Below are 4,801 nucleotides of genomic sequence, written 5' to 3' on the forward strand. Positions count from 1 at the left end.
GACCAGTTGAACGCCTTGCTGGTCTGGCGCAAGGACACCGCGCGGGTGCTGGAGTTGGCCGAAGAACTGGGGCTGTCGATCCAGTCCTCGACCGATCGCTCCCTGGGCCAGCGCGCGGTGATGTGATGGACGGCGACCGCGCCGCGCCGTAGCAGGCGCCGATGCGGTGGCCGCGAAGATGGGACACGGCGCCGTCGCCCGACGGCGCCACGCCGCCGACGGCGCGGCGTTCAACCGCATAGCGAGTTCGTATGAATACCGCAGCCAACGACATCGACAACGTGATCCCGATGCCCAGCACCGACTCCGCACGCCAGCGTCCGCGCGGCTACATGAGCGGCTTCGGCAACGAGCTGGCCAGCGAAGCGGTGGCCGGCGCCTTGCCGGAAGGGCAGAACTCGCCGCAGCGGGTGGCCTTCGGCCTGTACGCCGAACAGCTCAGCGGCACCGCCTTCACCGCGCCGCGCAAGGAAAACCGGCGCAGCTGGCTGTACCGGATCCGGCCGGCGGCGATGCACGGCACCTTCTCGCAATATCATCAGCCGCGCCTGCACAGCGATTTCGGCGACGGTCCGGTTTCGCCCGACCAATTGCGTTGGGACCCGCTGCCGCTGCCCGAGGCGCCGGTGGATTTCGTCGATGGCCTGTACACCATGGCCGGCAACGGCTCGGCCGCCGGCCAGCACGGTTGCGGCATCCATCTGTACGCGGCCAATCGTTCGATGCAGGGGCGTTTTTTCTACGACGCCGACGGCGAACTGCTGATCGTGCCGCAACAGGGCCGCTTGCTGATCGGCACCGAATTCGGCGCGATCGAACTGGCGCCGTTCGAAGTGGCGGTGATTCCGCGCGGCGTGCGCTTCCGGGTGGAACTGCTCGACGGCGCCTCGCGCGGCTATGTGTGCGAGAACTTCGGTGCGGCGTTGCGCCTGCCCGACCTGGGGCCGATCGGTTCCAACGGTCTGGCCAACCCGCGCGACTTCCTGACCCCGCACGCGGCCTATGAAGACCTCGACGGCGAGTTCGAGCTGATCGGCAAGTTCCAGGGCCACCTGTGGCGCGCCGACATCGGCCACTCGCCGCTGGACGTGGTGGCCTGGCACGGCAACTACGCGCCGTACAAATACGACCTGCGCCGCTTCAACACCATCGGCTCGATCAGCTTCGATCATCCCGATCCGTCGATCTTCACCGTGCTGACCTCGCCCAGCGACACCCCGGGCACGGCCAATATCGACTTCGTGATTTTCCCGCCGCGCTGGCTGGTGGCGCAGAACACCTTCCGGCCGCCGTGGTTCCACCGCAACATCGCCAGCGAGTTCATGGGCCTGGTGCACGGCGTGTACGACGCCAAGGCCGGCGGCTTCGCCCCGGGCGGCGCGTCGCTGCACAACTCGATGACCGGCCACGGCCCGGATGCGGAGACGTTCGAAAAAGCCTCGCACGCGGATCTGTCCAAGCCGCACGTGATCGTCGACACCATGGCGTTCATGTTCGAGACCCGCGCGGTGATCCGACCGACCGCGCAAGCTTTCGACGCCGAGCATCGCCAGCGCGATTACCAGGCGTGCTGGGCCGGTCTGCGCAAGCACTTCGATCCGAACAAGCCGGGTTGACGTCGGCGGCCGCGGACGGTTCGCCGTCGGCGGTTCGCGAACATCGCAGGAGTACGAAAAAACGCGCGACTTCGGTCGCGCGTTTTCGTTTGCGCGTGCGCGCGGTCGCAAGCGTTTTGTCGTGCTCGCGCTGCGACAGGGTGTCGATAGGTCTTCTACCTAAGATACCGACCCTCCCGATCGCCGGATGCGCAATCGATCGAGCGATATCCGCGTAGTCGGAACGCGCGCGACGGCGCGTTCGCGGCGAGCGGTTGTTCTTCACGGCGTCTAGGGAAGGTCGGTGCAGTCGATGGAAGCGGGCGTGGAGCGGAGCCGTAGTCTGGTGTTGCGCTCCGGTGGCCTGGAAGACGCTAGACGTCTGGCCGAACGCAACGATTGGCAGCGGGTGGACTCGGGCGAGCGCGACGCCGCCGAATGGGCGCTGTGGCGGATCGGCGATCGCGCCTACTTCTGTTATGCCTTGGCCCAGGCCTGCGGCGAAAGGGTTTGCTATTTCTACGGGCCGGACCAGCACGAGGTCGAGGCTCTGTTCGATCGCTACGCCGATGGCGTGGACGCGTGGACGCTGGATGAACTGCTTGTGCGCTCGCCCGACGAATCCGCTTCGCCGGCCACGCGCCTGCGCGAAGTGCTGAGGTTGGGGCTCGGCGCGCCCAGGGAATGCTCGCTGCCGTTTCTGCGATACCTGTGGATCGCGTCCAGGCACGACAACGAGATCGTCAGGGGCGCGGTGCCGCAAGCGGCCTTCTACATGCGCTGGCCGGCGTTGCGCAGGTTGCTGCGCGATCTTTCGCGATTGGATCGCAGTCCGCGGGTGCGCGAACTGGCGCGTCTGGTGCTGGAGGAAATCAACCGGCGTCCGCGGTTCTAGAGCCGAGCGTGTGAGCTTGAGCTGAAGTCCGAGCGCCCGGATCGCGCGCCGCTTCTCGCCGTGTTCACGTAAAACCGCTAGGCTGCCTCGGCCACCCGAACCGCGCCCCGCGCCGGAGATCCGCCGATGAAACACGCGTCCAAGCCCCTCGCCCCGATCCGTGCCGCCGCCCTGGCCGCCGCGTTGTTGAGCCTGGGGTTGAGCGCGTGCCAGCGCGAGGCCGCGCCGGCGCCGGCGCAGAGCGCCGACAGCGCGCCGCAGATCAATCCCGCGCCGATCATCGATCAGCCGGCCGAGAACGTGCCGCCGGCGACCGCGCCGGTGTCCAACCCGCCGCCGGCCGCCAGCGACGCGCTCGCGCGCTTCGACGGCTACGGCGACATGCGCTTCGGCATGAACGAGGCGCAGGCCAAGCAGGCCTGGGGTGGCGAGCTCAAGGGCCAGGCGGCGAGCGACGGCGGTTGCTATTACCTGCGGCCGATCTGGGTGACCCAGCCGCGCGATTTCGCCTTCATGTTCGAAGCCGGCAAGTTGGTGCGGCTGGACGTGGGCAACGACAAGGAAACCGCGCCCGGCGGCGGCAAGCGCGGCATGAGCGCGGAGGACATCGGCAAGCTGTATCCAGGCCGGGTCGAGACGCAGCCGCACAAATACGTGGAAGGCGCCAAGACGCTGCGGGTGACCGACAGCGGCGGCGGCAGCGGCGTGCTGGTGTTCGAAACCGATGCGGCGGGCAAGGTGACCGCCTGGCGCGTCGGCGTGCCGCCGCAGGTCGACTACGTGGAAGGCTGCGGCTGATCGCGCGGTCGCGACGATAGAATCCAGTACCGGCAACACCGCGCCCGGCTCGGCCGGGCCACTGAACGCGAGGGGATGAGCGCCATGATCGAAGCCGTCGGCTTGTTCGTATTGGGCCTGTTTTTGCTGGCTCTGGGCGGCGATTCGATCGTCAAGGGCGCGTCCGGGCTGGCCCAGCGGTTCGGCGCCTCGCCGTTCGCGGCCGGGCTGTTGCTGGTGGCGTTCGGCACCTCGTTGCCGGAACTGGCGGTCAACCTGCAAGCGGTCGCGCGCGGCCAGCAGGCGCTGGCGCTGGGCAATGCGGTCGGCAGCAACGTGGTCAATTTCGGTCTGACCTTGGGCCTGGCGGCCTTGGCCGCGCCGCTGGTGGTGCGTTGGCGCGCGTTGGCGCCGCTGTTGCTGGTACTGCTGCTGGGGACGCTGGCGGTGATCGGCCTGGGCCTGGACGGCGCGCTGAGCCGGGCCGAGGGCCTGGGCATGATCGTGGTGTTCGTCGCGGTGGTGGCCTTCGCGGTCGCGCGCACCCGGCGCGAAACGCCGGAGTTGCAGGACGCGATCGCGGCGTTCGCGCAGACCCAGACCCATCTGGGCTTGAACCTGGTGCGGGTGTTGATCGCGGTGGTGTTGTTGCACCTGGGCGCGTATTTGATCGTCGGCGGCAACGGTCTTTGGAATTTCGGCGTCGCGGCGGCGTCGGCGGTGGGCGGTTTCGGGTCGCCGAATGCGGCGATCATCGGCGCCGGGCTGGGTTTGTCGCCGCTGTTGACCGGCTTGTTGCCGGTGGCGATCGGCACGGCGCTGCCGGAAGCGGCGGCGGCGATCGCGGCGGCGCGGCGGGGGCAGGGCGATATCGTGGTCGGCCATGTGATCGGTTCGAGCTTGTTCAATCTGTTGATCGTGCTCGGCGGCATGGCGGCGTTGCATACGGTGCCGTTGCCGGAATCGTTCGTGCGTTTCGAGTTGCCGGCGGCGGCGGTGTTCGCGCTGATGCTGTATCCGATGCTGCGCGGCGATTTGCGGGTGAGCAAGCGCGAGGGCGGGATTTTGCTGGTGGCGCTGGTGGCTTGGGTCGGGTTCGAGTTGTTGATGCTGCATCACTGAGTGCGGCGCGATTTCGTTTGAGCATTTGCCGCGGCCGTTTGGGGCCGCGGTTTCTGCGTGCCTGGGGCTTTGGGCGCTTTCACGTGAGCAAAGAGAATGGCCGCAACCGCGGTCATTGCAGGATTTTGCTTTAGCTCCGGCTTTGGTCCTGCTTTGGCTCTGGCCCGGCGGCGCAACTAACTCGCGATAGCAAAAGGACACCCGAAGGGCGGCGCACAAGGACGTGCGCCGGGTTCCGTCGTGGGCAGGATGCCCACTACGGAACCTGCCTGCGCAGGCACCGCACTCGTGGCTTTTGACTCGAAACAGGGAGAGCATTTTTCTTTGGTGACTTTCTTTTGTTGCTCTGGACAAAAGAAAGTTACCCGCCGCTTTAGTGGCGGAAGCATTTGACCTTGGCTTGTCATCACAA

At 67.3% G+C, this 4,801-nt stretch carries 4 protein-coding genes; all 4 read left to right on the forward strand.

Features of this window, described 5'->3' with window-relative positions; translation table 11 throughout:
* Window positions 1-290: 290 nt before the first annotated feature.
* The 4 genes from hmgA to V7787_RS52215 all read left to right on the forward strand — a co-directional run bounded on the left by hmgA (window position 291) and on the right by V7787_RS52215 (window position 4,389).
* A complete protein-coding gene (gene hmgA, locus V7787_RS52200) occupies window positions 291-1,616 on the forward strand; it encodes a homogentisate 1,2-dioxygenase (RefSeq protein WP_336095363.1) in 1,326 nt (441 codons plus the stop codon).
* 304 nt (window positions 1,617-1,920) lie between these two features.
* The gene (locus V7787_RS52205; RefSeq protein WP_336095360.1) at window positions 1,921-2,490 is read left to right on the forward strand and encodes a hypothetical protein; all 570 of its coding nucleotides are present in this window, start codon (window positions 1,921-1,923) and stop codon (window positions 2,488-2,490) included.
* Between the two features lie 126 nt (window positions 2,491-2,616).
* A complete protein-coding gene (locus tag V7787_RS52210; RefSeq protein ID WP_336095361.1) occupies window positions 2,617-3,288 on the forward strand; it encodes a hypothetical protein in 672 nt (223 codons plus the stop codon).
* Between the two features lie 84 nt (window positions 3,289-3,372).
* Complete coding sequence (locus tag V7787_RS52215) at window positions 3,373-4,389, forward strand: sodium:calcium antiporter (RefSeq protein ID WP_336095362.1); 1,017 nt, start codon at window positions 3,373-3,375, stop codon at window positions 4,387-4,389.
* The last annotated feature ends 412 nt before the right edge of the window (window positions 4,390-4,801 follow it).

This window comes from Pseudomonas sp. CGJS7, from assembly GCF_036961695.1.

Bases quoted from the DNA above. Each gene is read 5' to 3' on its own strand.
- V7787_RS52210 (WP_336095361.1), top strand. From the start codon at position 2,617: ATGAAACACGCGTCCAAGCCCCTCGCCCCGATCCGTGCCGCCGCCCTG.
- V7787_RS52215 (WP_336095362.1), top strand. From the start codon at position 3,373: ATGATCGAAGCCGTCGGCTTGTTCGTATTGGGCCTGTTTTTGCTGGCT.
- hmgA (WP_336095363.1), top strand. From the start codon at position 291: ATGCCCAGCACCGACTCCGCACGCCAGCGTCCGCGCGGCTACATGAGC.